This is a genomic window from Pseudomonas californiensis (genome assembly GCF_021147775.1).
Classification (GTDB): Bacteria; Pseudomonadota; Gammaproteobacteria; order Pseudomonadales; family Pseudomonadaceae; genus Aquipseudomonas; species Aquipseudomonas californiensis.
The window spans coordinates 39,310-62,594 of sequence record NZ_JAGTPK010000010.1; the positions used below are offsets into that span (position 1 = coordinate 39,310).

The window sequence follows — 23,285 nt, forward strand, 5'->3', positions numbered from 1 at the left end:
TTGAGAAAAAACCGCGCAATGCCCCGGATTAAGCACCTTTCATGCCGCGCGGCAGATAAAAGATATTCCATCGCAAAATGTCAGCGTGCCGTAAAAATCGGGGATTGAAGCTGTTTTAGTGCCACGTGCCGCATCGGCTTATTTGAACAATTCACCCGGCGTGTGACCGAACAAGCCCTTGAAGGCCGCGATGAAGGCCGAGGTCGAATCGTAACCGCACGCCAACGCGGTATTGGTCACGCTGTCGCCCTCCTCCAGTGCACTGAGCGATGACAGCAGCCGGGCCCGTTGACGCCAGCCTCGAAAACTCAGACCGGTTTCTCGCTGGAACATCCGCATCAGGGTTTTCTCGGAGGCACCAAGCCGTTCAGCCCAGTCACGCAGGGTGACGGACTGGCTCGGAGCTTCGATCAGTTCATTGCACAGGCCCAGCAACCGCGTGTGCCGGGGCAATGGCAGAGAGAAACCGACCTCCGGGAGTTGCGCCAATTGGTCCAGCAAAACCTGGACCAGACGCGCCTCAGGACTGTCGTGCTCGGGGTACATCACCGGCAGCAGGCAGAAACTTTTGATCAGTTCCCGCGCCAGCGGCGTGACTTCAAGCACGCGGCAGCGCTGCGGCGCCCAGTCAGAGACTGCAGTGCGTACGTACAGACTACGCATTTCGGCGCGCATCGACGTCACCACCTGATGTTCGAGCCCTGCGGGAACCCAAACACCCCATTGTGGAGGCGCGAAAAAGCTGCCTTCAGCGGTGTGCACGCCCAATACGCCACTGATCGCGTATGAGAACTGCACCCACTCATGCCGATGAGGCGGCGTCCATGAGCCCGCGCTGAGGCTTTCGGCACGTGCATACAGCGGCCGTGGCAGACCTGGCAAGGTGGGTATCTGCCGTTCACTTTGTGGATGTCGCTGATCAATCTGTCCGTTGGACGGCATCATATGGCCTTATGTCGCAAGACGGCTGTCAGGCATCAGAGTAGCCTGCGGTCACCCCTGTTTACAAAAGTTGTCCGGACTGCCCATGCAATCACTCAAACATTTCAAACGCGTCGCCACCGACTGGTTCCTGTGGGGCATGGTACTGGCCACTGTGCTGGCGTACTTCTTCCCGCACTTTGGTGGCAAGGGCGGCGGCATGCACGCGGAATACGTCATCAACATCGGCGTGTTTGTGGTGTTTTTTCTGCACGGCGTCAATCTGTCCAGCGAGCAGATCAAAAAGGGCCTGAGCAACTGGCGTCTGCACCTGATGATCCAGGCCTTCACCTTCCTTGTCTTTCCGCTGATCTGGCTGGCGTGCGACAAGCTGCTGGGCTCGTATGTCCCGGCACTGCTGATGCTGGGGTTCTTTTACCTGTGCGCCCTGCCTTCGACCATTTCATCCTCCGTGGCCCTGACCGGCAGTGCGGGCGGCAACGTACCTGCGGCGATTCTCAACGCCAGCATGTCCAGCGTTCTGGGGATTTTCATCACCCCGTGGCTGGTCAGCCTTGTCGTCGGAACCGGCGCAGGCGGGATCGATCTGGGCGATACGCTGCTGGACCTGTGCGCAATGCTCTTGCTGCCGCTGGTGCTCGGTCAACTGCTGCGCCCGCTGCTGGGCAAGTTTTTCAGCCGTCACAAGAAGTACACCAACCTGATCGACAAGATCGTCATTCTGCTATTGGTCTACGCAGCGTTTTGCAATTCGATGCTTTCCGGCACATGGCAGAGCCAGGGCAACAATGTGCTGGTGATGGCGTTCGCTGGCACCGCGGTGCTGCTGGCATTGATTCTGCTGCTGACTACTCGCACGGCCAAGGCGCTGAAATTCGATCACGCAGACAAAGTGGCGGCGGTGTTCTGCGCCACCAAGAAATCTCTGGCGGCAGGTGCACCAATGGCTGCGCTGATCTTCGGCAGCAACCCAGGGCTGGGGCTGATCCTGCTACCGATAATGATCTATCACCCGATGCAGCTGATCGTCTGTTCGATCATTGCCGAGAACTACGCCGGTCGTCATCGCAAACAGTTGTCGGAAGCGGCACTGGAAGACGCGAAAGCGGCGTAACCAAGGTGCTGGCGAGGCTACATCAGTTCGTCGTCATCCAGCATGACGCGCGCGTAGAAGATGATCGCCACGGTGGGGATCAACGCCGAGTAACCCGGCCTCAACGCGGTGCTGAAGCGGGTCAGCACGCGCTGCACGGGTGCCTCCCGAATCGCCGCCAGCAGCCCTTTGAGCGGACCGGGAGTACGCCCTGCCTCCAGGGTCGCAACGGCTCTGGATTCAGACTCTTCGGTTGCCAATGAAGCATCGTTCGCGACGGGCCTGAAGAATGAGGTCACCGTCAGGCGTTCAGCCAGCGTGTCGATATGCCGGGCATAAACATCCCAGGGCATGGCCCTGACACTGGCCATCGGGGTTTCGGCCAGCGGGTGCAACGCGGTAAATGCGTGTCTGAAAAAGGTCTTGAGCAGCAATGCTTCGACCTCCACCACCGTGGCGCAGTGATGCAGGGCATCCCCCAGATCGTACTGGCGCGCCAGCATGCCCAGCGCTCGGGTGTAGGAAACGCCATGCCGCCTGGCTGCGTTGACGACACAGTGTCCGGCGACCAGCTGAAATTCGCGAACAAAAGCATAGGCACGATCTGTCTCTGCGTCCCTGATGCGGGTCCAGCGGCTGCTGCTCAAGTGCTTGATGGCGGCGTCCAGCAGATAGTCCGGCGAGCGAGCCAGTACGCCATGCAGATAAGCATCCTGCAGCACCGGGTCGCGGGTCGCTTCGAGTGCGCCGACCTCGTCTGGATGCAGCCCTTCGCAGCCACTGAAGCCGGTGGCGATGAGTACTTCATGCAAACGCTTCCAGTAATGATGATGCCCATAGCCCGCCATCAGCACGTTTTCGAAATGCTCGACCGGACCACGGCCCAGGCTTTTTTCGCCAAGATTGAGCAACAGCACCGCATCGTTGCGCGAATACGCATTGATCAGGCGCCACTTGATACGCCGCGTATAAACCTTCGCCTGCGCTGCGCTGACACGTACCGCCGCGCCCATCAACAACACGTCGCCAATCACCAGCCCATGTTCCGGTGGGCGTTCAAAACCCTTCAGGGCGCTGATCAGCAGGCGCCCGCCCAAGGAGTGCCCGATCAGATTGACCCGCGTCACGCCTGGGTGCTGTTCGAACAGGTATCGGTCGAGTTGCTCCAGCAGCACGCCACCCATGACTTCGGCGCGGGCGCGAATGCGCGAATGCGCGAATGCGCGAAAAATGATAAGCGCGGTCGCCCGCCAGTGCCGCAGCTGCGGCCAGTGGATGAACCCTGGCGGCGGCCATCAGCAGGCCACGCGAGCGGTTGCCCATTTGAGTGAAATGGCTGGAAGGCCAGAAGGCCATGATGTTCACGCACTGGCGCAGCGCGGCCGGAATACTGTTGGCCAGCATGCGCCGGTCGCTCAGGTCGTGCCCCGAGGAATAACCGTGAATGAAAATGTTGGCAACGCTGCCCGAGGTTTTGGGCAAGGTCAGAAACTTGAAGTGATTGTCCACGTTGTACCGTCTCGCCTGGCGCTGGCGCCTCCTCAGTTCCTGACGATGAATCGCTTGGCGATCAGCATGATCAGCCTCAGGCAGAACATGATACCGGTGGCGGCAATGACGATTTTGGCAACCAGCAGGAAATACCCTTCGACCTCATCGGAAATCAGCCCGACCAGCAGACCCATGCCCGCGATCAGCAAACCAATCAGCGCCAGGCCGATGTAGGGGCGTAACCAGCGCGTTCTCGCGCCTTTATCGAGCAGGTAGAGAAACGCACCCAACAGGATCAGAAGTACCGCAACGCCAATCATCAGACCCATGTTTCACCTGTCAGCGATACCAACGAGTGCGAGGCCCGATGGCCTCGCAGCCATCGATTATGCCCATGGCCCGGATCTAATACCATCGGCCCGAATGCCAGCCACTCAACGTTCCAGAATCGCCGTGACGCCCTGACCGCCCGCCGCACAGATGGAGATCAGCCCGCGACCACTGCCCGCCGCGTCCAGCAACTTGGCCAGGTTGGCGACAATTCGGCCGCCGGTGGCCGCAAATGGATGACCAGCGGCCAGCGAGCTGCCCTTGACGTTCAGTTTGCTGCGATCAATCGAACCCAACGGCGCGTCCAGCCCCAGGCGCGATTTGCAGTAGTCGGCGTCTTCCCATGCCTTGAGCGTGCACAGCACCTGAGCGGCAAAGGCTTCGTGAATTTCGTAATAGTCGAAGTCTTGAAGCGTCAGGCCATTACGAGCGAGCAACCGCGGCACGGCGTACACCGGTGCCATCAACAGGCCTTCTTCACCGTTGACGAAATCGACCGCCGCCGCCTCGCCGTCCCGCCAGTAGGCAAGGACCGGCAAACCTCGCTCACGCGCCCACTCTTCGCTCGCCAGCAGCACCACTGACGCACCATCCGTCAAAGGTGTCGAGTTACCTGCCGTCAATGTGCCTTTCGCAGTGCGCTCGAACGCAGGCTTGAGGGCCGTAAGTTTCTCCAGCGTCAGATCAGGCCGAAGGTTGTTGTCACGATTGAGCCCCAGGTACGGAGTCATCAGATCGTCTTGCCAGCCCTGGGCGTAGGATGCCGCCATTTTCTGATGGCTTTCCAGCGCCAACTGGTCCTGTGGCGCCCGCTCGATGCCCCAGGTCTGTGCCATCAGCTCGCAATGCTGCCCCATCGACAGCCCGGTGCGCGGCTCGCCATTGCGTGGCAGCTCGGGTTTGAGGTTGTGCGGGCGCAACTGCAGCAGAGCCTTGAGCTTGTCGCCGCTGGTCTTGCTCCGATTGACCTGCAGCAGGATATTGCGCAGGTCCTCGTTGACACCAATCGGCGCATCGGAGGTGGTGTCCACACCTCCGGCGATGCCGCATTCGATCTGCCCAAGAGCGATCTTGTTGGCGACCAGCAGGGCGGCTTCCAGCCCGGTGCCGCAGGCCTGTTGTATATCGTAAGCCGGGGTCTGCGCAGACAGTCGTGAGCCCAGCACGCATTCACGGGTCAGGTTGAAATCCCGTGAGTGCTTGAGCACTGCGCCGGCCACCACTTCGCCCATGCGCTGGCCATGCAGATTGAAGCGTTCGATCAGGCCTTCCAGCGCAGCGGTGAGCATGTCCTGATTGCTGGCAGTGGCGTACGGACCATTGGAGCGGGCGAACGGGATGCGGTTACCGCCAACGATGGCGACGCGACGAGGATGCGTCATGGAAAACTCCCTTTCTGCTAACGGATGGATGAACAGCGTAGATGAGCAAGAACAAACGCCGTACCGCTGTGGTCAACTCCTTTGAACCCCGACCCCAGGAGAGTGTTCCATGCCGTCAGATCGCTATATCGATTTCGCCAACTCCGACGTAGGCCGTCGCCTGGTGAAAGCCGTCGGTCTGCCGACTCCAACGCGTCTGGAACGCTGGCAGGCCGGGCGTTTGCGTCCGATAGATGGCCCACTGCTGATCAGCGCCGGACCACTCGCCGACCATGCACGAGTGCTCGCCCATCGTTTCACAGATACGCTGTACAGCCTCGGCAGCGATATCCCCGGCGCCACCGCCTGGGTCGCCAATCAGAGCCCCAGCCTCAAGGCGGTGGTGTTTGATGCCAGCCCGCTGCTGCGCACCGACCAACTCCGGCAATTGCGGGATTTCTTTCAGCCGCTGCTGCGCAACCTGGCTGACTGCGCGCATGTCGTGATTCTTGCTCGCTCACCGTTCACGCTCGAAGACCCGCTGGCGGCCAGCACGCAGCAGGCCATCGAGGGCTTCAGTCGCTCGCTGGCCAAGGAAATGCGCAACGGCGCGACCGTGCAGCTGTTACAGGTCGACGACGGGGCAGAGGATCAGCTCGAAGGGGCGCTGCGCTTCTTTCTGTCACCCAAGAGCGCGTTTATTTCAGGCCAGGTCATTCGGCTCAATGCCTGCGCCGCCAAGGTCCATGACTGGACACGTCCGCTGGCCGGTCTCAAGGCACTTGTCACCGGTGCTGCGCGAGGCATTGGCGCGTCCATCGCCGAAACCCTGACCCGTGATGGCGCTCAGGTGATTCTGCTGGATGTGCCACAGGCCAGGGCTGACCTGGAAGCGCTGGCAGCGCGTCTGGGCGGCCAGCCACTGCTGCTCGACATCTGCGCTGCGGACGCACCTGCCCAGCTACTTGAACACGTGCAGGGCGGCATCGACATTCTGATCCACAACGCAGGTATCACGCGCGACAAGACGTTGGCCAACATGCCGGAGGACTTTTGGGATTCGGTGCTGGCCATCAACCTCAACGCGCCGCAAGTCTTGACCCAGACGCTGCTCGACAACGGCGCATTGAATGACAATGCTCGCGTAGTGCTGATGGCCTCGATCAGCGGACTGGCCGGTAATCGCGGACAAACCAACTACACCACCAGCAAGGCGGGCCTGATCGGTTACGCCAGAGCCATGGCACCCACCCTGAAACCACGGGGGATCAGCATCAATGCCGTCGCACCGGGCTTCATCGAAACGAAAATGACCGAGCATATGCCCTTCACCCTGCGCGAAGCCGGTCGACGCATGAGCTCTCTGGGCCAGGGTGGTTCGCCGCAGGACGTCGCCGAAACAGTCGCCTGGTTCAGCCAGCCGTGCAGCGGTGCGGTCAGCGGCCAGGTATTGCGCGTGTGCGGTCAAAGCGTGATTGGGGCCTGAGCCCTTGTATTACAGCTCAAGGAGATGGACCATGACTGATCATTGGCGCTACCTGCATTCTCAGCAAGCATTGCCAACCTCGTTTCTTCAGGCAGCCTTGCGCCGCAAAGTGACCGGTACGCAACTGCCCGAATTGGGTCTGCGCAGTTGGATGACGGTCGATGCCGACGCGCTGGCAACCTATCGCAAGGTGTGTGGTTTCAAGGACGGCAGTCTGCTGCCACCGACCTATCCGCATGTTCTGGCGTTTGCGCTGCAAATGCAGTTGATGACCTCCCGAGAGTTTCCGTTTCCGCTGCTGGGGCTGATCCACGTCGCCAACCGTATCAGCATTCATCGCCCGCTGGGCGGCGTCACGCAACTGTACGTCGGCGTAGAAGCGTCCAATCTGCAACCTCATCCCAAAGGCGCGACGTTTACTCTGGTCACCCGGATAGAGGATGGACTGGGCCTGCTGTGGGAAGAGGAAAGCACCATGCTCTGCAAGGGCGTGCAGTTGCAAGGCGAGACCGACGCTCACATCGAGCCCAGCGATCTGCCGGTCATCGAATTGACCACTTGGCAGGCGTCTGCACAGATAGGACGCGAATACGCGAAAATTTCCGGCGACTACAACCCTATTCACCTGAGCGCGGCCAGCGCCAGACTGTTCGGCTTTCCGCGTGCCATCGCCCACGGTATGTGGCTAAAGGCACGTACGCTGGCCGAACTGGACGATCATCTGCCTGCATCCAACGTGGTCATCTCGGTGCAGTTCCAGAAGCCAGTACGCTTGCCCGCCAACGTCACCCTGTCGGCCAGCGCGGCCGGCTCCCACGGCCAGTTCCGCCTGGAGGGCGAGCAGGACATTGTGCACATGGTCGGCAGTTGGCAACCGCTGACGGAGTGACCGGTCCAGGCGCAGCCGCGCATGGCACGCGCAAACTGAACAAACCCGAAAGCCCGCTTGCCTGACGGCGTGTTTCTCTTGAAGCTATACGTCTTCAGGAGAGCATGATGAACCTCGACGAATTGACCCAACGCCTGCATCGCATTCGCGACCAGAATGACTGGAAGCAGTTTCACAGCCCGAAAAACCTCGCCATGGCCGCCAGTGTCGAAATGGCCGAGCTGGTGGAGATCTTCCAGTGGCTGCGCGAGGACCAGTCCCGCGAACTACCTGCCGAAAAATTGGCCCATGCGGGCCAGGAAATAGGCGATATCGTCCTTTATCTGCTGCTGTTGTGCAGTGAGTTGGGGCTGAACATGGAAGATGTGGTGCGCAGCAAGCTCGCGGACAGCGAGCGGAGATTTGCCAAGTGAGCGACCGCCATTTCGACCAGTTGGCCACCCGGTTCGCGGAAAAGATCTACGGCGGTGCCAAAGGCGCCATCCGGCTGGCAGTGCTGCAGGCAGATCTGCTGGAGGTACTGCCTGACCGACCGTTGCGTGTGCTTGACATCGGCGCGGGCCTTGGGCACATGTCGCTGTGGCTGGCAGAACGCGGTCATCACGTCACGCTGGCCGAACCGGCCGAGCCGATGCTTGAGGGTGCCCGCCAGCGCTTTGCCGAGGCAGGGCAGGCTGCGACCTTTATCCAGACGCCCTGGCAGGCGCTGCCGGAACTGCTCACCGACACCTACGATCTGGTGCTGTGCCATGCGGTGCTGGAATGGCTGGCTGAGCCTCATGCGATTCTGCCGGTGCTGCACTCACTCGTAAAAGCTGACGGCTGGCTGTCCCTGGCGTTTTACAACCGCGACGCCTTGATCTATCGCAATCTGCTCAAAGGTCATTTCCGCAAGATGCGCAAAAATGACATGGCAGGCGAAAAGCAGAGCCTGACGCCCCAGCAGCCGCTCGACCCGCGAGAGCTTGCGACGCAACTCGAAGGCACGTGGCGGGTCGAAACCCAGAGCGGCGTGCGGGTGTTCCACGACTACATGCCGGTTGAATTCCAGGCGCGGGCCGAGCTGGCGGGTTTGCTGGAAATGGAGCTGGCGCACCGACGTCATCCAGCCTTTGCTGGTCTGGGTCGATATCTGCACTGGATGTGCCGTCCCGTCTGACATCACTGCGGAGAGCGTCATGAACCATCGCCTCGCCATGTTCGCCCTGCTGCTGGGGACCAGTTTCTTCGGGCTTGCCGCTTGCCAGAGCAACAACCCGTATGTGGCCAGCTCCAACCCTATTCCGCCGGCTCCACCGCAGGCGGCCACCACCCGAGACATGAGTGTCTATCCAGCGCCGCCACGCGACTATGGCCGTTATCGCAGTTGGGCCTGGCTCAATGGCCAACTTCCGCCCGGCACAGCGGCGCTGGATTCTGCGCAGGTGGTGGAAGCCGTCAGCAACGGTCTGGACCAGCGCGGCCTGCGCCCCGCACGTAATCAGCCTGCCGACCTGTTCGTCAGCGCCTCCACCCGACAGGAAACCCGGCTGCGTCAGGTGCGTGAGGATTACGACCCTTATTATGGCGGCGGCATGGGATATAACCGTTATGACGGCTACCGGCCCGGCTATGGCGGCTATGCGAGCGTGCCGGTGGTGCGCACCTATCAGGAGCGCGTGATGGTGGTGCAGATCAGCCTGTTCGACGCCCGCACCGGACAACCGGTATGGAGCAGCAGCGCCGATGCGCGTGCTGGCAGTAATGAGTCAGACCGTACCAAAGCCTTGCGTCAGGCCGTGCAACAGGCTCTGACCGCCTACCCTCCTTCGTGACCTTTCGGAGAACTGCCATGTTCCGCCGCCTCGTTTTACTATCCTGCGTGCTGCTGATTGCTGCTTGTCAAAGTCAGCAGGTCAACCGCGACTTCGATGCTCAACGCGACTTTGGCGGCTACCGCAGCTGGAGTTGGAAAGAACCCGCCGTGCAATATCAGCCAGATGATCCGCGCCTCAAAAGCGACCTGACCGAGCAGCGCATCCGCCAGTCCATCAGTGACCAGCTTGATCAGCGAGGCTTGCGCATGGCCCCAACGGGCGGGCGTTCAGACCTCAAGGTGCAGGCATGGCTGATCGTCGAGAATCGCCAGCAACTGGTCAGCACCAACTACGGTGGTGGCTGGAGCCCCTGGGGTGGCTATGGCTACTGGGGCGGCCCGATGAACACTGAAACCCGCAGTGTGGATTACAAGGTCAGCACCCTGCAGATCGACCTGTTCGATGGCAAGGACGGCAAACTGGTCTGGCGCGGCAGCACCGAGCGCATAGTAGGTGACAGCAACGGCAACCCTGCCGACCGTGACGCAGCCATCCGCACCACGGTCGCCAAGATCCTTGAACAGTACCCGCCACGCTGATTACTCAGACCTTCCCCCGGCACAGCCAGGGCAGCGCACGAGGCGCTGACCTGGCCCATCAGGCAATCTGGCACCTTGCCAGCGCACTTCCCCGGCATTGACTACACTCCCCGGCAGACGGACCACCAAGCGATGGCCATGCCGAAGGAGTGCTATGGGTCCCCCGAATCGTTATGCCGCCATGCAGGACAAGCAGCGCGGGGCTATTGGATTGATGGCCGCGCTGACTCTGGGGCTGGCGCTGCTGTGCACACTGGTGGTGGTGGACAGCGGCAGGTTGTACATGGAGAAACGCTCTTTGCAGCGTGTCGCAGACATCGCCGCTCTGGAGGCCGCCGGTCGCAAAGGGACCTGCGCGACAGCTGCCAGCGCAGCTACATTCGCCAATGAGAGTGCTGCCCGTAACGGCTTTGTGGTGGGCAGTGACGGACGTTTGCTCACCACCCATTGCGGCACGCTGGCGGTAGGCGCCCAAAGCCAGCGCGTATTCACCGCCAACGCCACGCAGTCCCAGGCCATCCAGGTGGTCGCCAGTCATCCGGTCCCGCGCAGCTTTGCGGCAGGCATTGGTGCGCTGTTCTCAAGTGCTCCTGCCTCGCCCAATATTCTGCTCAGCGCCACTGCGGTTGCAATGAGCACGCCTCCGGTTGCTGCATTGACCATTCGCAGCGCTGCGTTGACCGTGGACAGTGCAACGGCCTCGATCCTCAATCCGATCGTTGGCGGCATGCTGGGCGGCGCGCTGAACCTGAGCGTTGCAAACTGGCAAGGCCTGGCCAGCACTGATCTGAGCCTGCTCAGCTACCTGAACCGACTGAAAACCGACCTGAACCTTACGGCAGTCGGGTATACCCAAGTGCTTGCCGCCACCGTGTCCGTCAGCCAACTGATACAGAGTGCAGTGAACGTGCTGGACCCGGGCGGCACTTTGAGTGGCCAAGCCTACATCGCAGGATTGCAGGCGGTGAAGGCGGCCACCGGCGCAACCACGGTGGTGCTCGGGGATTTGCTGGCGATCCAGGGCAGTTCAGATATTGCGCAGCTGAACACCAACCTGCGGCTGATTGATCTGGTTCAGGGTCTCGCGCAACTGGCCAACGACAAGAACGGCATTTCAGCCGCTACGCAAATCAACCTGCCAGGGCTGGCGCAAGTCACCGCCCGAATTCAGGTCATCGAGCCTCCGCAATTGTCAGCCATCGGCGACCCCAGCCAGATTGACCCGACGAACCCTGCGAACGGACCCAACCGGATTTATGTGCGCACCGCTCAAATGCGTGCCCTGGTGTCGATCAACCTCCCGCTGCTGGACGCCATCGCGCCGTTGGTCAGTACCGCCGGATCAGTCATTGGCAGTCTGACACCGGTCCTCAACGCAGCGTTGAACCTGAATATTGCAGGTGTGCTGGGTTCCACGACTTGCGCCCTCGGGCTCACCAGTTGCATGGTCACCGACGTAAAATTTCTGCCATCCGCCACATCGTCGAGTGCCGGGCCAAAGATCGACCTGAGCCTGTCATTGGCCAGCGCCGACAGTTACGTCACCGGCTACACCTGCACCAACAACACCAACAAGACACTGACCGTACACACCGACAGTGCGTTGGTCACCATTCGGGCAGGCCAGGTCAGCGATCCGTTTCCGGCCAGCACCGCCCCGACGGCAGTCACCGCCATTCCGCTGCCGGTGATCGATATCGGAACCATGACGTGTCAGAGAATATTAGGGGTGGGCAGCTGCAGTACGCGCACTGCTTTTGGCGGCGGCGGCGTTGGGCTCACCTTCGACCCGGTCAACCAGTCGCCGCTGGGCAATTCGGTTTCGACCAGTTCCACGTTCAGTTCTCCCAACCTGCCCGAAATCAGCAGCCCCGCCAAATTCCAGAACCAGGTGGCGTCGGTAAAGCCCAGCAGCGCTCTGGATGGGGTTTTTTCAAGCGTCCGGGTCAGTGCCTACAAGCCAGCCAGCAGCACTGTCCTGGGCAATGTGATCGCGAGTGCAGCTTCCTTTTTGGGCACGCTGACGCTGGAGCTCGACAAAGTTGTGGACGCGACACTCAAGCCCTTGCTGACTTCAGTGATTGACCCGCTCCTGGCGGCACTCGGCGTGAGCCTGGCACCCGCCGATGTCGGCGCAAACCTGAGCTGCAATTACGGTCAGGCCACGCTGGTGATTTGACTCGCAGTGAAAATCGGCAGTTCGATACGAAAGCGTGCGCCCTCGTCGACGTTGCTGACACTCAACTGACCGCCCATCTGGTCCACGATCCCGTAGCTGACCGACAGTCCAAGACCGGTGCCGACGCCCACCGGTTTGGTGGTGAAAAAAGGTTCGAAGATCCGCTCCAGCAAACGTGGATCAATACCGCCACCGTTGTCCTGTACCACAAGCCGGATAATATTTTCGTCGCGCTCGACCTCAAGGCTGATCCACGGCTGGAAGTCGCGATCTTTCTCGCGGCGTGACAACAGCGCGTCCCGAGCGTTGACCAGCAGATTGATCAGCACTTGTTCCAGTTGATCGACATGCCCACGCACCTGTACCGGCTCTGCCCTCTCGCCGACACGAAGCTGCACGCCTTTACCTTTCAGGCCTTCGGCAAGCATCGACACCGTGCCTTCCACCGCCTGGGCGGGATCGAACAATTGTTCTTCGATTTCCGAGCGACGGCCAAATACCCGCATGTGATCAACCACTCTGGCGGCGCGCTGCACCTGAGTGTCGATACGGTTGAGCTTTTCTGTGAGGTAATCGATGTCCACGTCGCCGCGTCCGAGGCGCTTGAGCACGTTCACTACGGCCATGCGCATGACATTCAGCGGCTGATTGATTTCGTGGGCCAGGCCGGTGGCCATTTCCCCCAGCGTCGCCATCTTCGCACTCTGGTTCAGTTGCATGCGCGACAGGCGCACATCTGTATTGTCGCGACCCACAGCTTGCACCTCGACCAGCTTGCCCTGCTCATCGAACACGCCACGGTCGGCCCACACCCACCAGGCGTACTCACGACCGGGCAACTCGATGCAGATTTCTTCGGTGCTCAAGGGCGCTTCCGGGGTCAGCAGGCCGATACGCCGGGTGAACGCCTCACGCTGTTCATCAGAGAGCCAGTCGCCCAGGTTGATGCCGGTCAACTGCTCCGGCGTGCATTCCATGTAATTGGCCAGTGGTCGATTGCCGAAACTGAGCACCAGGTCCGGCGTGTAGCGGCAGATCATCGCGGGCGAATCTTCAACCAGAATCCGGTAGCGCTCTTCACTCTGACGGACCTGCTCGGCAGCGAGCGTGGCGTCAGTGACGTCCAGCCACAAACCCACGGCCTCGACCGGCATGCCGAGATCGTCACGCAACAGCCGCGCCTCATCCAGCAGCCAGTGATAGGTGCTGTCCTTGCTGCGCAGCCGATAGCGACGACTGACAAAACCTTCGCGCAACAGCTGTCGATTGCGCTCGAACCAGACATCGCGGTCGTCAGGATGGATGTACTCCGCCAGCTTGCCCTCGACACAGTCCGCCAGCGTCCAGCCCAACAGCGGCGTCAGACTGTCACTGAAAAAGGTTGGCTCCAGATTGCCCTGGTCATAGCGTTGGACGTAAATCACAGCGGGTGAACTGGCGATCAGATTGTCCAGACGCGCGTGAGCGGCGGCGGCATCGGTTTCCTGATTCTTGATATCGCTGACGTCCAGCATGAAACCCAGCACACGTTGCACCTGACCACTGATCAAGGCCTGCCCCTGAATCCGGAACCAGAGGGTTTCCTGAGCAGGATCGGACTGCAGCAGGCGCACACAAAGCAATAACGGCGTGCCGTTGTCACGCAACTGAGTGAGGCGACTGGCGAGTTCCTGACGGTCCGCCGGATGAATCAGCGCCAGCCAGTCCTGGCGCGGCAGGCTCTCGACCCGGTCGCCCAGCCGCAGACTGCGCGCCAGTTGCGGGGCCAACAGCATTTCGTCAGTGCCCGCCAGCAACTCCCACCAGCCGGTCCCAAGCAGGTCCTGCAATACCGCCAGACGCTCGACATGGTGACGGTTGTGCTGCTCGGACAACCGGAACAGCACCGGGCCAGCCAGCGCGGAGCACAGGTTCAACCATTCCCGCTCGCCGAGGTCCGGTGCCTGCTGACGCGCATCGTAGAAGCCGAACAGCAGCCAGGCTTTGGCGACGCTGTCACGGCTATGCGGCATCAGAAAACCATTGGCATTGCCGAATACACCCTGTAATGCCTCGGAGCTTGAGTCCGAGCCGAACGACAGTTGATGGGTTACGTTGCCGTCGAGGCCATCCAGCGCTGCGCCCAGACGCTGACCGACCTGCCACAACTCCGGTGCCGTATGGGCGCTGTACTGACAATAAACCCGCCAGCCGACGCCTCCCGCCTGCGGCAATGCCAGCGCCACACAGGGGATACGCCACAGTTGCGCCAGCTCCTCCAGTTGCTCGGTGACCACCGCTGCCAGCCGGTCAACGCTGCAGACCCGCACCTTTTCAGCCACCTGGCCTGCGATACGCAGACATTGCTGACGACTGCGCGCTGCGCTGGCTTCCTCCATCAGGTCGCTGATGTCCAGCAACTGCAGCAGCCAATCCTTGCCGTGCGCCTGCACCCAGCCACGCGAATGCAGAATATGCGCATCGTTACTCTTGAAATCCAGATCGAGCATGTGACCCAGCCAGTCATGCGGCACGCCCTCGATCACCAGCGCGCTGTTGGGCAGCAGCAGACTCATCAAGCGCTGCGCCGTGAAACCGGACGCATTGATACCCAACCTTGAGGCCAGGTGCGGGCTGATGTCCACAATACGACCGTCGTCGTCCAGCAACAGGTACAGCTCGGCTCCGATCGGATCCGGCTCGGTTGCCGCCAGCATGCTCTGCGTTGCTGGAGCGGCCTCGGTACGGCCCAGCCAGCGACTCAATCGGCTTTTGTCATGGGACAAGTTTCATACTCGCTTGGGCTGAGAGTTGGGCTGGCAGACGCGGAACCTCACCAATGCCCGGCAACGTCAGGAATGGCAGCACCCGCATCAGTCGAGTCTTGGGATAAGCAATCCTGACAGTCAGGACACCTGCGGTGTAGGTCACCGTAGCATCGCTCGTCGTAAACCCCAGCGAAGCCGGCATCCATGCCAACTGCGTCATGACCACGCTTCTTGCCTGACTGACGACCAACTGATCGTAATTGACCGCTGCGGGGCTCAGGGCAACACTGCGTCGCACCGCTTCGCTGGCGGCTGCGTTGAACGACTGCATCATCAACAGCGGCAGGCTATAACTCACCACGCCGTAAAACACCGCAAAAAAAATAATGAAAACCACTGCAAACTCAATGGCTGCGGCGCCGCGCTGTTTATGAGGCAAGGAAGTTCTGGAGCTGAATGGCATGTCCACGTCTACTCTGACATTTGTTACTCAGGACAGCATAGTTTCTTTCAGGGAAAGAGGATGTTTTAGCCCATGGAATTATTTTTCCTACTCGCATGGTTCGGTGTTTGCGCCGAACAGGATGCTCGACAACGGGAGATTTCCAACTGGCTGACACTGGGCGGCACGGCACTGGCGCTGGGGTATCTGTGCTATCGCGGCCAGTCATGGATGGGCGCGGAGCCAGGCGAGGCAGGCTGGGCGCTATTGCTGGCATTGGCTCTTACGCTGCCAGGCTATGCATTGCGCAGCCTGGGCGCTGGCGACGTGAAGCTGATGGCTGGACTGGCACTGGCCTCCGACCGTATTTACCTGCTGGGCTCTCTGGTCGGCGCGGCACTCGCCATGCTGGCGTGGCTCTTGTTGCACAAAAAAGTCTGGCCCCTTATGAACCATCACGTTACGCAGCGTTATCACTACATGAGCGCTGAAACGACAAATAAATATCCCTTTTCGCCGTTCCTGTTTACAGGGCTCTTATTAACTGCGGCGATGATCCACTAGTCGAAATAACCCGCCAATCCTATGTACATAGTCATAAAGTAAGGCTAGGTTTAAACCTGACTGACACCCACCTTGAAGCAATGTAAGTAATGCTCATTGTGTTTTTGCTGAATGGACTCAGGCCGCAGTATCCCTTCTGCGGCCACCAGCATGGAGTAGCGCGTGATCAATTATTCGCCGATAAAGGTTCTGGTGGTCGATGACCAACCGCTGATTGTCGAGGAGCTCAGCGAGTTTCTAGAGAGCAGTGGATATCACTGTGTCTCCTGCCATTCCAGCCAGCAAGCCATCGAACAATTCGGTGAGGACCCGAGCATAGGCATTGTCCTGTGTGACCTGGAAATGCCCGATATGAACGGGATCGAGATGGTCGAAGCGATGAAGGTCATGGGAGGCAGGCGCCACCTGTTCGAAGCCATCATGCTGACCGGGCGCGCCGAGAAAAAGGATGTGATCAAGGCACTGCGGGCCGGTATATCCGATTATTACCAGAAACCCGTCAATCTGCCTGAGGTGCTGGAAGGCGTTCAGCTTCAGGTCGAAGCACTGGAAGAGCGGCAGAGAAATCATCAGCAACTGGGCATGCTCAACGAGAAACTCCAGTTTCTGGCGGCCACCATCGACGATCTGTATCAGGACCTGGACAAATCTCGCCCGGTATCGACAGCCAGAAAGACCGCTCGCTCCAGCAGCGAAACCACAGAGACCAAAACCGATCAGGACATGCCTCTGGTGTTCTCAAAGTTGTCGCCGCGTCAGCTGGACGTCGCACGGCTGGTGAGCACCGGGCAGACCAATTATCAGATTGCCTGCGAGCTGGGTATCACTGAAAACACCGTCAAACTCTATGTGTCACAGGTGCTGCGCTTGACGCAGATGCATAACCGGACACAACTGGCGTTGGCGTTGTCACCCGGCTCGCTTGGCACTCGACAACGCGCGACAGAGAACTGACGTCGATGCCGCGTGCAGTCAGGCTTCCATTTCAGGTAGCACCACGTGATAGGGCTGCTCGACCAGCGCTGAATGCACCTGGTTGCGGCCGGCATGCTTGGCCCGGTAAAGCGCACTGTCGGCCTGGGACGCAAGGCTCAGGCTGTCATCCAGCGGCCCCAGCGACACCACGCCTGCGCTGAACGTGCAGAACAGGTCTGAGGGCTGCGCCGGGTAATGGATTTCGGCAAAACGAAGACGAATCTCTTCAAGTACTTTATGGGCGCTCTGGATATCCGTGTCGGGCATGACGATGGCAAACTCCTCACCGCCGTAACGCCCGATGAAGTCGGTCTTGCGCAGTCGCTGCTTGAGAAACAGCGCAAGGCTTTTGATCACCCGGTCGCCCATCGGGTGCCCGTGACTGTCATTGACCTTCTTGAAGTGATCGATATCGAGCATGGCAAAGCACAGTGGCTTGCCTTCGCGTCGGGACCGAAAACTGCAGTCTTCCAGCAATTGCAGGATGTGCGTGTGGTTGTAAAGGCCCGTCAGGCTGTCACGAACCATGCGAGATTTCAGGCTGCGCGCCCGTGCTGCACGATTACGCACGGTGGTAATCAGGTGACGCGGTTTGATCGGCTTGGTGAGGAAGTCATCACCGCCTTCGCTCATGGCGTCCAGCTGCTTGTCCTGATCGTCCTCGGCCGACAGGTAAATGATCGGCACACTGACATAGCGGTCATTGTGGCGAATCACCTTGGCCAGCTCAGTCCCTGTGCACCCGGGCATGTACATGTCGAGAATGATCAGATCCGGCTGAAAGTCTGCCAGTTCCGACATCGCCTGAATCGGGTCCAAAAGGATCCGCGTCACAATTCCGGCAGCATTGAGCACGCGCTCGGTGTGCGTGGCCTGAGCACGTGAATCATCGATGACCAGCACTTTATAGGGTTCGTATTGCGCCACACAGGTGAGGATTTCGATCTTTTCCAGCAGGCTTGATGCTTCCAGAGCACCGGTCAGAAACTCCTGCCCGCCAGCACGCACAGCGGCCAAACGGGTCGGGGTGTCGGTTTCATGCAGGCTGAAAAACAGCAACGGCAGCTTCTGTTCAAGCCCTTGCTGGGCCTGCAACGCCATGCGCAGGCCTTCGCCCGGCCCCCCGAAGTCGACATCCATGACAATCGCTGCGGGCAGTCGCTGCGCCATGGCCTCTTGAAACTCACTGACGCTGTACAGCGACAGGGCGGACAAGCCGAAAAACTCGAGTTGCTTGGCCAGCCGTTCAGCCCGCTCAAAGTCCTGAAGCACCACGTAAACGGGCTTGCGCAAGGGCGGCAGTGATGTCTGCTCAAGCCTGTCACCGTGACGCAAGCCGGTGCGCGACAAACGCTGCATCAGGCGATTGAGTTCGGTGATGGCGTCGCTGGTGAGACGACCGCGATTGGCCTCGATAACGTCCAGCGCCTGACTGATGTTGCGTGCCAGGGCGATGTGTTCGTGCTGATCAAAACGCTCGGCGAACCTTGAAAGACGAGACGTAGAGTCTTTCAGCTCAGCCATGTCGGAGACCGACCACTCGGTCTTCTGCAGCCGTTGCCACGTCTCGAGAATCTGACGTGCCTGATGGATGACCCGTTGGGCAAAATGGTGCTTGAGACGATCGCGGCTAGGATCTTCATGCTCGGTCATATTCAGACTACTGTGAGTTTGCTGAGCGGGTCGGCTGATGGCGCTATGCTAGCACCTCCTATACGTCAGAAGATCACCGCAAGTCACTTATTTGACAACAAAACAGTGACGTCTGGCCGGGAACGCTCGCCAACGCGTAAAAAGCGCCTTCGGGACCTTGCCAGTACGTGTCAACAAAACGCCCCTGAGCGTGCCAGTCAATTGCACCTTGAGGTATGGTTGCGGTCGAACGCCTCGTGAAGCATTCAACTCAAGATCAAAAGGACCCCACCATGCTGGATTGGAAAAACCGCGCAGGCAGCGCGAGTGAGCGTACCGCTGACAGTTCATCGGTCAAAAGACGCGGTTTTATGGGCAACCTGTTTTACAGCCGTGCATTGGGCGCCCTGATCTTGATCTATTTGCTGGTCGCACTGGTGGTCGGCTGGTACTGGAGCAAGGAACCTGCCCTGTTTCCGGTGCAACAGAACGCGCAAGCCGCCGCCGAGCGCGAAGGCAAGCCGATGGTGATTGGCTATACCACCGTCGAGACGCTCAAGACCGTCACGCGTACCCTGCTGGAAAAACGCGGTGGCTACTTGTCCAACGACCGCATGCCGCCTGGCCTGTGGCTCGACAATATTCCCAGCTGGGAATATGGCGTGCTGGTGCAGGTTCGCGACCTGAGCCGCGCCCTGCGCAAAGACTTCGCCCGCTCCCAGTCGCAATCGGCGGAAGACGGCGATCTGGCCCGTGCCGAGCCGTTGTTCAACTTCAATAACCGCAGCTGGATTCTGCCTTCCAGTGAATCGCAGTATGCAGAAGGCATCAGTGCCCTGAGCCGCTATCAGGCACGTTTGTCAGACCCGAATCAGAAAGGCGCACTGTTTTATGCTCGCGCCGACAATCTGAACAACTGGCTGGGCGATGTCGGCACACGTCTGGGCTCGCTGTCGCAGCGTTTGTCGGCAAGTGTCGGTAGGGTCAAGCTCAACAGCACCCTGAAAACCGAATCCGCAGTTGTGTCAGTCAAGCCAGGCGAAGTGCCGCAGGTTGATGAAGAGATTGTGGAAACGCCGTGGCTGGAAGTGGACAACGTGTTCTACGAAGCCCGCGGTCAGGCCTGGGCGCTGTCGCATTTGCTGCGCGCCATCGAAGTCGACTTCGCCGACGTACTGGCCAAGAAAAACGCAACGGTCAGCGTGCGCCAGATCATTCGTGAACTGGAAGCCTCGCAAGAACCTCTGTGGAGCCCGATGATTCTCAACGGTAGCCCGTTCGGTGTGTTCGCCAACCACTCGCTGGTCATGGCCAACTACATCTCGCGCGCCAATGCGGCCGTCATCGATCTTCGTCAGTTGCTGAATCAGGGTTGATGGCGATTCCCTTGAAGGAGGCCGCGCACCGCGCCGCCTCCGACGCCGAGCAGATCGCCTGGGTCGATGAACTGGACCAGCCACTGGGCTCAATGGCTCGCGCCGAACTGCGCGAGCGCGGACTGATTGGTCGCGGCACCTATATTCTGCTGTTCAACTCCGCAGGTGAGCTGTGCGTGCACCGCCGTACGTTGAGCAAGGCTATTTATCCCGGTTACTGGGATGTGGCGGCAGGCGGCATGGTCCAGGCTGACGAAACCTATGCGGAGTCGGCAGGGAGGGAGCTTGAAGAGGAGCTGGGCGTAGGCGGGGTACCGTTGCTCGCCCATGAGCAGTTTTTCTTCGACCAGCCGGGCAATCGTATCTGGTGCGCAGTGTTCTCTGCCCTGTGGGATGGCCCCCTGAAGCTGCAGCCTGAAGAAGTCCTTGAAGCATGCTTTCTGCCCATCGACGAAGTGTTGCGCCAAGCCGAACAAAAGCCCTATTGCCCTGATTCACTGGCCGCACTGAAACGCTACCTGACGCAGGTCGCAAATGTTCAGTAAATTGGCGCATTCAACCCCTTAGCAAGTGGCCTGATTGCCGTTACACTGCGCGACCTTTTCAAACCGGACCGGCCCTGCCGGGTTCGCGGTATCTGTACGAAAAGTCGGCGAGCGAAGGTCAAGCAAGGCAAAACAGGCGAGGAATGGTCGAAGTCACCCACGAGCCTGTTTTAACGCGGCGTCACCGAGTGCAGTCACTTTACGTACAGAGCTTAGCGCTGCCCCTGCCAGAGTGGGGCTTCGCGGTCGATGGTTCACCTGAACCCGACCCATTTTCAGTCCTCAACAAGAGGATTTCCCGTGGCTAAAAAAGCCGCTTCGCTCGCCGCCCTGGGTGGCCTGGTATTTTCAACCGACTCAGGGCGCCACTGCCCGGACTGTCGTGAACCCGTCGCCGCCTGCACCTGCAAGCAGACCGCTATCCCTGAAGGGGATGGCGTTGCTCGCGTTCGTCGCGAAAGCAAGGGTCGCGGCGGCAAGACAGTCACCACTATCAGCGGCGTGCCGCTGGCCGAAGAAGCGCTCAAAGACCTTGCCAAGACCCTCAAACAGCGGTGCGGCACGGGTGGATCGCTCAAGGACGGCGTCATCGAGATTCAGGGCGATCACGTTGAGCTTCTGCTGGCCGAACTGGTCAAAAAAGGCTTCAAGGCCAAGAAATCCGGCGGCTGAGCGAAAGTAGCCGCCAGGGAATCAAATCGTCACTTCCACTTATTACACTGCGCCCAGCTGGCTATGGGCTGGCGCTACGACTTCTTTATAGGGGACTTCGATGTCCGTACGACGCACACGCAAAGACGATGGCAGCCAATGGACCGTTGCGGACAGCCGCAGCGTTTATGGCATTCGCCATTGGGGGGCCGGCTACTTCGCAATCAACGAAGCCGGGCGCGTAGAAGTCCGTCCGAACGGGCCTGAAAGCTCGCCGATCGACCTTTATGAACAGGTCGACAATCTGCGCAAGAGCGGCTTGTCGCTGCCGTTGCTGGTACGCTTCCCTGACATCCTGCAGGACCGTGTTCGCCAATTGACCGGCGCATTCGACAGCAACATCGCACGCCTCGACTACCAGAGCCAATACACGGCGCTGTACCCGATCAAGGTCAACCAGCAGGAAGCGGTGGTGGAAAACATCATCGCCACCCAGAACGTCTCGATCGGTCTTGAAGCCGGCTCCAAGCCGGAGCTGATGGCCGTGCTGGCGCTGGCACCCAAGGGCGGCACCATCGTTTGCAACGGTTACAAGGACCGTGAGTTCATCCGTCTGGCACTGATGGGCCAGAAGCTGGGCCACAACGTGTTCATCGTCATCGAGAAAGAGTCCGAAGTCGAACTGGTGATCGAAGAAGCCGCCGAACTCAAGGTCGCCCCTCAGGTCGGCCTGCGTGTGCGCCTGTCTTCCCTGGCGTCGAGCAAATGGGCAGACACCGGTGGCGAAAAATCCAAGTTCGGGCTGTCCGCTGCGCAACTGTTGTCGGTGGTCGAGCGCTTCCGCAAGGCGGGTCTGGACCACGGCATCCGCCTGCTGCACTTCCACATGGGCTCGCAGATCGCCAACCTGGCGGACTACCAGCATGGTTTCAAGGAAGCGATCCGTTACTACGGCGAGCTGCGCAACCTCGGTCTGCCGGTGGACCACATCGATGTCGGCGGCGGTCTGGGCGTCGATTACGACGGCACCCACTCGCGCAATGCCAGCTCCATCAACTACGACATGGACGACTACGCCGGTGTCGTGGTCGGCATGCTCAAGGAGTTCTGCGACGCGCAGGGCCTGCCGCACCCACACATCTTCTCGGAAAGCGGCCGCTCGCTGACCGCTCACCACGCCATGCTGGTGGTGCAGGTGACCGACGTCGAGAAGCACAACGACGAAGTCCCGGAAATCGCCGACAAGGAAAGCCTGCCGGAAACCGTGCAATGGCTGGTGGACCTGCTGGGTCCGACCGACATCGAGATGGTGACCGAAACCTACTGGCGCGCCACGCACTACATGAGCGACATCGCCACCCAGTACGCCGACGGCAAGATCAGCCTGGCGCAGAAAGCTCTGGGTGAGCAGTGCTACTTCGCCGTATGCCGCCGCCTGCACAACTCGTTGAAAGCCCGTCAGCGCTCGCATCGCCAGGTGCTGGACGAGCTCAACGACAAGCTTGCCGACAAGTACATCTGCAACTTCTCGGTGTTCCAGAGCCTGCCGGACACCTGGGCGATTGGCCAGGTGCTGCCGATTCTGCCGCTGCACCGTCTGGGTGAAGAACCTGTACGCCGCGCCGTATTGCAAGACCTGACCTGCGACTCCGACGGCAAGATCAAGCAGTACGTCGACGAGCAGAGCATCGAGACCAGCATGCCGGTGCACCCACTGAACGAAGGCGAAGACTACCTGTTGGGTATCTTCCTGGTCGGCGCTTATCAGGAAATTCTGGGCGACATGCACAACCTGTTCGGTGACACCGACTCGGTCAATATTTACCAGAACCCGGACGGCAGCGTTTACCACGCAGGCATCGAAACCCACGACACCATCGAAGACATGCTGCGCTACGTGCATTTGTCGCCGGAAGAACTGATGACCCATTACCGGGACAAAGTCGCCAGCGCCAAGATCACCCCACGCGAACGCACCTACTTCCTCGACGCCCTGCGCCTTGGTCTGACACGGTCTTCATACCTGTCGTCCTGACGCCTGTGCCGGTCAGTCTTCGCGATGCTGCGTCTGCTCGCGAAGGCTGACCATCAGGCAAGCCTGTTTGTCGGCAATCGCCAAGCAGCCCCCGGACCGTATCAGTACGTAGGCTGTCCCCCCGCCAGCCGTAGGCAATGTCCTTTTCTACC

Annotated in this window: 19 protein-coding genes and 3 pseudogenes; 15 read left to right on the forward strand and 7 right to left on the reverse strand. The window is 60.1% G+C overall.

Features of this window, described 5'->3' with window-relative positions:
* Positions 1-138: 138 nt before the first annotated feature.
* On the reverse strand, positions 139-942 hold the full coding sequence (locus KDX37_RS11815; protein WP_231653022.1) for an AraC family transcriptional regulator: 804 nt from the start codon (positions 940-942) through the stop codon (positions 139-141).
* A gap of 85 nt (positions 943-1,027) precedes the next feature.
* Here KDX37_RS11815 and KDX37_RS11820 point away from each other — a divergent pair, with 85 nt between their 5' ends.
* The gene (locus KDX37_RS11820) at positions 1,028-2,056 is read left to right on the forward strand and encodes a bile acid:sodium symporter family protein (RefSeq protein ID WP_231652895.1); all 1,029 of its coding nucleotides are present in this window, start codon (positions 1,028-1,030) and stop codon (positions 2,054-2,056) included.
* Positions 2,057-2,073: 17 nt separating this feature from the next.
* Here KDX37_RS11820 and KDX37_RS11825 read toward each other — a convergent pair.
* The 3 genes and pseudogenes from KDX37_RS11825 to KDX37_RS11835 form a co-directional block, all read right to left on the reverse strand.
* Positions 2,074-3,544, reverse strand: a pseudogene (locus KDX37_RS11825) (DUF726 domain-containing protein).
* 32 nt (positions 3,545-3,576) lie between these two features.
* Positions 3,577-3,855 (reverse strand): hypothetical protein, encoded by a 279-nt coding sequence (locus KDX37_RS11830; protein ID WP_231652896.1) that lies wholly within the window; start codon positions 3,853-3,855, stop codon positions 3,577-3,579.
* Positions 3,856-3,960: 105 nt separating this feature from the next.
* Entirely contained in the window at positions 3,961-5,238 is a 1,278-nt protein-coding gene (locus KDX37_RS11835; RefSeq protein WP_231652897.1) for an acetyl-CoA C-acetyltransferase, read from the reverse strand.
* Positions 5,239-5,347: 109 nt separating this feature from the next.
* Here KDX37_RS11835 and KDX37_RS11840 point away from each other — a divergent pair, with 109 nt between their 5' ends.
* The 7 genes from KDX37_RS11840 (at position 5,348) to KDX37_RS11870 (ending at position 12,166) form a co-directional block, all read left to right on the forward strand.
* Positions 5,348-6,703 carry a 3-oxoacyl-ACP reductase gene (locus KDX37_RS11840; protein ID WP_231652898.1) on the forward strand — a complete coding sequence of 452 codons (1,356 nt, stop codon included), beginning with the start codon at positions 5,348-5,350 and terminating at the stop codon, positions 6,701-6,703.
* Between the two features lie 31 nt (positions 6,704-6,734).
* Positions 6,735-7,592 carry a MaoC family dehydratase gene (locus KDX37_RS11845; protein ID WP_231652899.1) on the forward strand — a complete coding sequence of 286 codons (858 nt, stop codon included), beginning with the start codon at positions 6,735-6,737 and terminating at the stop codon, positions 7,590-7,592.
* Between the two features lie 107 nt (positions 7,593-7,699).
* Positions 7,700-8,005 (forward strand): MazG-like family protein, encoded by a 306-nt coding sequence (locus tag KDX37_RS11850; RefSeq protein WP_231652900.1) that lies wholly within the window; start codon positions 7,700-7,702, stop codon positions 8,003-8,005.
* Complete coding sequence (locus tag KDX37_RS11855; RefSeq protein ID WP_231652901.1) at positions 8,002-8,751, forward strand: methyltransferase domain-containing protein; 750 nt, start codon at positions 8,002-8,004, stop codon at positions 8,749-8,751. The genes KDX37_RS11850 and KDX37_RS11855 overlap by 4 nt, the downstream gene beginning before the upstream one ends.
* A gap of 19 nt (positions 8,752-8,770) precedes the next feature.
* Positions 8,771-9,406 carry a DUF4136 domain-containing protein gene (locus KDX37_RS11860; protein ID WP_231652902.1) on the forward strand — a complete coding sequence of 212 codons (636 nt, stop codon included), beginning with the start codon at positions 8,771-8,773 and terminating at the stop codon, positions 9,404-9,406.
* A 17-nt stretch (positions 9,407-9,423) separates the two neighbouring features.
* Entirely contained in the window at positions 9,424-9,987 is a 564-nt protein-coding gene (locus tag KDX37_RS11865; RefSeq protein WP_231652903.1) for a DUF4136 domain-containing protein, read from the forward strand.
* 154 nt (positions 9,988-10,141) lie between these two features.
* Positions 10,142-12,166, forward strand: a complete 2,025-nt coding sequence (locus tag KDX37_RS11870) for a TadG family pilus assembly protein (protein WP_231652904.1) — start codon at positions 10,142-10,144, stop codon at positions 12,164-12,166.
* Here the strand turns inward: KDX37_RS11870 and KDX37_RS11875 are convergent.
* The gene (locus tag KDX37_RS11875; protein ID WP_231652905.1) at positions 12,145-14,931 is read right to left on the reverse strand and encodes an ATP-binding protein; all 2,787 of its coding nucleotides are present in this window, start codon (positions 14,929-14,931) and stop codon (positions 12,145-12,147) included. The genes KDX37_RS11870 and KDX37_RS11875 overlap by 22 nt on opposite strands.
* On the reverse strand, positions 14,921-15,376 hold the full coding sequence (locus KDX37_RS11880; RefSeq protein ID WP_231652906.1) for a TadE family protein: 456 nt from the start codon (positions 15,374-15,376) through the stop codon (positions 14,921-14,923). Before KDX37_RS11880 ends, KDX37_RS11875 begins: the two co-directional genes overlap by 11 nt.
* A gap of 72 nt (positions 15,377-15,448) precedes the next feature.
* Between KDX37_RS11880 and KDX37_RS11885 the strand changes: the two genes are divergently transcribed.
* The 3 genes and pseudogenes from KDX37_RS11885 to KDX37_RS29745 form a co-directional block, all read left to right on the forward strand.
* Complete coding sequence (locus tag KDX37_RS11885) at positions 15,449-15,919, forward strand: prepilin peptidase (protein WP_231652907.1); 471 nt, start codon at positions 15,449-15,451, stop codon at positions 15,917-15,919.
* A 162-nt stretch (positions 15,920-16,081) separates the two neighbouring features.
* A pseudogene (locus tag KDX37_RS29740) lies at positions 16,082-16,565 on the forward strand (response regulator); the annotation flags it as partial.
* Between the two features lie 86 nt (positions 16,566-16,651).
* Positions 16,652-16,873 (forward strand): annotated as a pseudogene (locus KDX37_RS29745) (response regulator transcription factor); the annotation flags it as partial.
* An 18-nt stretch (positions 16,874-16,891) separates the two neighbouring features.
* On the opposite strand, the gene KDX37_RS11895 reads toward KDX37_RS29745, so the two are convergent.
* Positions 16,892-18,547: a response regulator gene (locus KDX37_RS11895; protein ID WP_231652909.1), complete on the reverse strand. Its 1,656-nt coding sequence runs from the start codon at positions 18,545-18,547 to the stop codon at positions 16,892-16,894.
* Between the two features lie 272 nt (positions 18,548-18,819).
* On the opposite strand from KDX37_RS11895, the gene KDX37_RS11900 reads away from it, so the two are divergent.
* The 4 genes from KDX37_RS11900 to speA all read left to right on the forward strand — a co-directional run bounded on the left by KDX37_RS11900 (position 18,820) and on the right by speA (position 23,133).
* Entirely contained in the window at positions 18,820-19,902 is a 1,083-nt protein-coding gene (locus KDX37_RS11900; protein WP_231652910.1) for a DUF2333 family protein, read from the forward strand.
* Positions 19,902-20,447, forward strand: coding sequence for an NUDIX hydrolase (locus KDX37_RS11905; RefSeq protein WP_231652911.1), 546 nt, complete (start codon positions 19,902-19,904; stop codon positions 20,445-20,447). The genes KDX37_RS11900 and KDX37_RS11905 overlap by 1 nt, the downstream gene beginning before the upstream one ends.
* A 300-nt stretch (positions 20,448-20,747) precedes the next feature.
* Positions 20,748-21,119, forward strand: a complete 372-nt coding sequence (locus KDX37_RS11910; protein ID WP_231652912.1) for a translation initiation factor Sui1 — start codon at positions 20,748-20,750, stop codon at positions 21,117-21,119.
* Between the two features lie 100 nt (positions 21,120-21,219).
* A complete protein-coding gene (speA, locus tag KDX37_RS11915) occupies positions 21,220-23,133 on the forward strand; it encodes an arginine decarboxylase (RefSeq protein ID WP_231652913.1) in 1,914 nt (637 codons plus the stop codon).
* The last annotated feature ends 152 nt before the right edge of the window (positions 23,134-23,285 follow it).